We start from the raw sequence: 4,719 nt of genomic DNA, 5'->3' as shown, positions 1-4,719 counted from the left end.
CCCGAGAAGGCGCCGCCGCCGTGCCGGCCGAAGCCGCCGTAGGTGTCGACGATGATCTTGCGGCCGGTGAGCCCCGAATCGCCCTGCGGGCCGCCGATCACGAACCGGCCGGTGGGGTTCACATAGATTTTCGTGCGGTCGTCCATCAGCTCGGAGGGGATCACCTTGTCGATGACCTCCGCGATCACGTCCGCGCGGATCTGCTCGAGAGAGATGTCGGGGGAGTGCTGGTTGGAGATGACCACCGCGTCGACGCGCACCGGCGCGTCGTCCTCGTATTCGACCGTCACCTGCGTCTTGCCGTCCGGCCGCAGGTATGGAAGCGTCCCGTCGTGGCGGACCTCCGAGAGCCGCCTGGCCAGGCGGTGGGCCAGCGAAATCGGCATCGGCATCAGTTCGGGGGTGTCGTCCGACGCATAGCCGAACATCATGCCCTGGTCGCCCGCGCCGGTCGAATCCGCCTCGTCGCCCGCGCCCTGCTTCTGCTCGAGCGCCTCGTCAACGCCGAGCGCGATGTCGCCCGACTGCTCGTCGATGCTCGTCAGCACCGCGCAGGTCGCGTAGTCAAAGCCGAATTTCGCGCGGTCGTAGCCGATCCCCTTGATCACGTCGCGCGCCACGGCGGGGATGTCCACATAGCAGTTGGTGGAAATCTCCCCCATGATGAGCACCATGCCGGTCGTCACCGCCGTCTCGCACGCCACGCGCGCCTGCGGGTCCTTCGCGATGATCGCGTCGAGCACCGCGTCGGAAATCTGGTCGCAGATTTTGTCGGGATGTCCCTCGGTCACTGACTCCGAGGTAAAAAGGTACTTGGCCATCTTCTATCGAACTTCCTTTCGTCCAGCCCCTTTGGGCTTCAATATACAAGTTTTACGCCGCTTCCTCAGGCATGACCTCCACCGACCGGTATTGGAAGCCGCCCCCGTCCAAAAGCTCCACCGTCATGACGGCGGAGTAGACCTTCCGCCCGGAAATTTCGGACGCGTTTCCCTCGCCGTCCAGAACGGTGTAGACCTCCGTCCACACCTCGTAGGAGATGCGCAGCAGGTCCCCCTCCCGTTCGGCGGAGAGCACACGCGGCCACCACTCCTCGCCGAGGCCGCCGCCCCGCATCTGGTAGTCGTTTTTCTCCGCGTCATAGGAATAGGCGGTGCGCAGGTAGTCGGCGGGCGCGCCGAAATAGGCGAGCGCCGTCGCCTCGACCTCCTCGGCGGGATAGGACGCAAAGCCCTCCCCGTCCTCCGGCGGGTCGATACGCTCCCATTCGGGGCCGTACCGCCCGGCGTAGTCGATCTTGGACATGTAAATGTGGTAGTTTTGCTGCACCGTGAACTGGAAGAGGGCATCCGGGCCGAGGTCCTCGTAGTGCTCCCAAGCCTCGGCGTAGATCAGGTTGCCGTAGGGGGCGAAAAAGGTCTTCTGGCAGACCGCCGGGTCGGTGTAGTCGGGCTCCGCCGGGGGTTCCGGCTCCGGCGCGCTTTCGGGCGCGGCGGATTCCGCCTGGCCCGACGCCCCCGGGCTTGCGGGCGGGGCCTCCCCGCCGCGCGCCGCGCAGCCTGCCAGCGCCAGCAGCAGCGCGAGCAGGCCGGCCAGAGTCCTTACGCGCGTCATACGCCCAGCACCGCCAGCACGCCGTCCCCGATCGCGTTGGCGGTCTGGTAGATGCCGCTACGGCTGGTCATGCTGTCGTACTCGGCTGGATTGGTGACAAAGCCCATCTCCACGAGCACCGACGGCGCGAAGGCGTTGAGGGTCACGCGGTAGTTGGACTGCTTCGCGCCCCGGTTGGTGCGCCCGGTATAGCCCGCCACGTTCGCCGAGAGGGTCGAGGCGAGGCTCTTGGAGATCGGCTCGAAGTAGTAGACCTCGGTGCCGCCGATCGTGTTCATATCCTTGGTGTAGGCGAGGCTGTTGCAGTGGAGCGAGATGAAGAGGTCGGCGCGGTTTTCCAGCGTGATCTGCATCCGCTGATTCATATCCACGTCGTCGTCCCCCGTGCGGCAGAGCACGACCTTCGCGCCGAGCGATTCCAGCCGCTTCTGCACCGCGACCGCCGAGGCGAGGGTGATATCCTTCTCCATCGCGCCGCCCGTGCCGGGGATTCCGATCGCGCCGGGGTCGGCGCCGCCGTGGCCCGCGTCCACCGCGATCGTCACGCCGGAGAGCGGCTGGCTGCCGCCCGAAACCCGGGGCGCGTACTTGGCGTAGAGGATGACGTCGCCGTCGTCGTAGCTGATGTCGTAGCCCCACAGACGCCGGGACCCCGAACGCATAAACTGCATGACCGTGTCGCCGTCCTCCTCGGTCACCCCGACCGCGTCGAACAGCTCGCTGCCGTCCGCCATGCCGTCCGCGTGGTCCACGACGCCGGTCGTGTTGAAGAGCTTCACATAGAGCTTTTCACTGTCCATATAGGCCCGGAACATCGTGTTCGCGGTGCCGTGGAAGGTATAATATTCGCCGCTTCCAGTCTGCTCGAAGGAGACGCCGGACACCTTGCTGCGGATGTTCACCTGGTCCTCCAGCGGCTGCACCGACTCCTTGGGAATCCAGCCGCCCGTCGACAGGCGGTACATATTCCCGACCTCGGTGACATAGTCGACCGCGCCGCCCTTGGCCGTCTCGATAAAGGCGCTCGCCGCCGCGTCCTTGTAGACGCTCGCCGCCACGTTCTTCACCTCGACGTACAGGCGGCTGCCGCTGCCGGTCAGGTAGACGCTGCCCGCCGATTTGACCGAGCTGGTCTTTCCCTTGTAGGTCATCGTGTAGGTGACGGGGCCGAGGTTGCGGGTGCCGTCCACCTCGCCCGCCGTCGTCTTGGCGGAGAAGGTCGCGGGCACGCCCGCCACGGCGGTGGCCGCAGCCTGTTTGAGCGCCACCTGCCGCCCGCCGACCGTCGCGGTCACCTGCGCGCCCGACGGCGCGGTGCACTGCAAGCTGATCGTCTCGCCCGAGTAGGTCGCGCAGTCGAAGGAGGGGACCGCGCTTCGGATGTTCGTGATCGTAACCGGGGTGTCCGCCCCGCGCGTGATGTTGATCTCCTCCGAACGGCCGCCGTTGCGGAAGACGAAGGTATTGACCCCCTTCTGGAGCGCCACAAGCACGCCGAAGCTGCCGCGCGCGCCCCGTCCCGAAACCGCCTCGCCGTTCATCGTCAGCTTCTGGTCGGGATCGGAACCACCCGTGATGAAGTAGGCCGCCGCCGAGGTGGAGACGTCATCCGACGGGCGGGTCAGGGTCAGCCGGGCCGGCACCTTGAGGTTGACGTGGCTGGTGATCGCGTCGAAGTCGTTGTAGCCGCCCGCCGCGAGGGAGGGCGCCGCCAGCCCCACGCAGAGCGCCGCCGCCAGCGCCGTGGAAATGAGTTTTCTGCACATTCCGTCTATTTTCACCTGTTTACCCCCTGTTGCGCAATATTTCTTATACAGTGGGGATTCGGCCGTGTTTTCCTGCGGCCAATTCCTGTCAAATCAAAACAAAAAGCGCCCGACGATATGCCGGACGCTGTTATTTCCTCATCTCTCGGTCATACCGCTGGATTTGGCACCTTGCAATGCAGGTTGCCGGGCTTCACAGGGCCAGTCCCTCCGCCGCTCTTTATAAGGTAAAATATTCACTTGTCTTTGTCATTCTACAGGATACGCCAGAAAATGTCAAGCACTATGCGGGGCGCACGGCCTCCTCGTGCTTCACCAGCCGCGCGATCGGTTTGTAGACGAAATAGGTGACGACGGCGTTGATAATCCCCTTCATCAGGTTAAACGGGATGATAACCGGAAGAAGCATCGGGATAACCGCCTCGACCGGGGTGCCCATGAAGATCGGGGTGAAGACGAGGTTGCAGAGCACCATCACCGCGGTCATCGCCGCGACGCCGGCAACGAGCGCCAGCGCAGCGCCTGAGCGGGTGTGGCGGCGGCGGTAGATATTTCCCGCGAGCAGCGCGAAGGTGCCTGTCGCTAAAAAGTGCATCACGATGCCGATGACGCCGCTTCCCGCGCTGAAGGTCGTTCCCTGGATGACCGCGACGACAAGGGTGAGGCCGAGCCCCGCCACCGGCCCGTAGAGGAAGGTGCAGATAAAAATCGGGATGTTGGCCGGGTCGTACTCGAGGAAGGGCGCGGGCGGAAACGGGATGCGGACGAGCGCGACCAGCAGGACCGATACGGCGGCCAGCATGGCGATGGTGGTGAGCTTGCGGGTGGTCTGGGATGCTTTCATGTGTCATACCTCCAAAAAATGTTTGGAGCCTGCCGGGGAACTGAAAACGCCCTTGAACCGAGGTTCAAGGGCGCGGGCATATCGGCGGAAAAACCGCGAATATACGCCGTTTCTTTCATCCGGACTATACCGTTGGTATGGGAATCGCACCCATTCGGCCGGCTTGCACCGGTTCGCGGACTGTACCGCCAGTGGGGACTTTCACCCCGCCCTGAAACAGACTTTGTGGTTTTATTATAGCGCATGACGGCGTTTTGTCAAGGGGGCTTTGCCGTGGGACTTTGGTTTGCCGCACTGCGCCCGGCGGAGCTTCATCGGGAATTTCCGCTTTCCAAGCGGCAGGAATCACGGGCGCGTTCCGCCGCGCGCTGGTTTTAGATTTCCCACCCAGAAAGCGGAGGGCCTGCCGGATGCCCCCTCCCAGTGGATACATTTGCATATGCCTTCTTCTTGCAGTTGGCTGGACGTGAGCGGTGGGGGGATTCTCAAGGGGGG

General features: G+C 64.3%; 4 protein-coding genes and 2 riboswitches. All 4 genes read right to left on the bottom strand.

Going from position 1 to position 4,719, the window contains the following annotated elements; all coding sequences use genetic code 11:
- Positions 1-821: methionine adenosyltransferase (gene metK, locus RDM88_RS11895; RefSeq protein ID WP_308755045.1), on the bottom strand; the 821-nt coding region annotated here is incomplete at its 3' end.
- 52 nt (positions 822-873) lie between these two features.
- A complete protein-coding gene (locus RDM88_RS11890; protein ID WP_308755044.1) occupies positions 874-1,614 on the bottom strand; it encodes a hypothetical protein in 741 nt (246 codons plus the stop codon).
- Positions 1,611-3,395 (bottom strand): N-acetylmuramoyl-L-alanine amidase, encoded by a 1,785-nt coding sequence (locus tag RDM88_RS11885; protein ID WP_308755043.1) that lies wholly within the window; start codon positions 3,393-3,395, stop codon positions 1,611-1,613. The genes RDM88_RS11890 and RDM88_RS11885 overlap by 4 nt, the downstream gene beginning before the upstream one ends.
- Positions 3,396-3,515: 120 nt before the next feature.
- Positions 3,516-3,609: riboswitch (SAM riboswitch) on the bottom strand.
- 54 nt (positions 3,610-3,663) lie between these two features.
- Positions 3,664-4,224: an ECF transporter S component gene (locus RDM88_RS11880; protein ID WP_308755042.1), complete on the bottom strand. Its 561-nt coding sequence runs from the start codon at positions 4,222-4,224 to the stop codon at positions 3,664-3,666.
- A gap of 103 nt (positions 4,225-4,327) precedes the next feature.
- Positions 4,328-4,447: riboswitch (FMN riboswitch) on the bottom strand.
- Between the last annotated feature and the right edge of the window lie 272 nt (positions 4,448-4,719).

Source organism: uncultured Anaerotruncus sp., assembly GCF_902490045.1.
GTDB lineage: Bacteria > Bacillota > Clostridia > Oscillospirales > Ruminococcaceae > Anaerotruncus.
The sequence above is the reverse complement of the archived record's forward strand: the minus strand, read 5'-3'. Positions and strand labels throughout refer to the sequence as shown.

Bases quoted from the DNA above. Each gene is read 5' to 3' on its own strand.
- RDM88_RS11890 (WP_308755044.1), bottom strand. From the start codon at position 1,614: ATGACGCGCGTAAGGACTCTGGCCGGCCTGCTCGCGCTGCTGCTGGCG.
- RDM88_RS11880 (WP_308755042.1), bottom strand. From the start codon at position 4,224: ATGAAAGCATCCCAGACCACCCGCAAGCTCACCACCATCGCCATGCTG.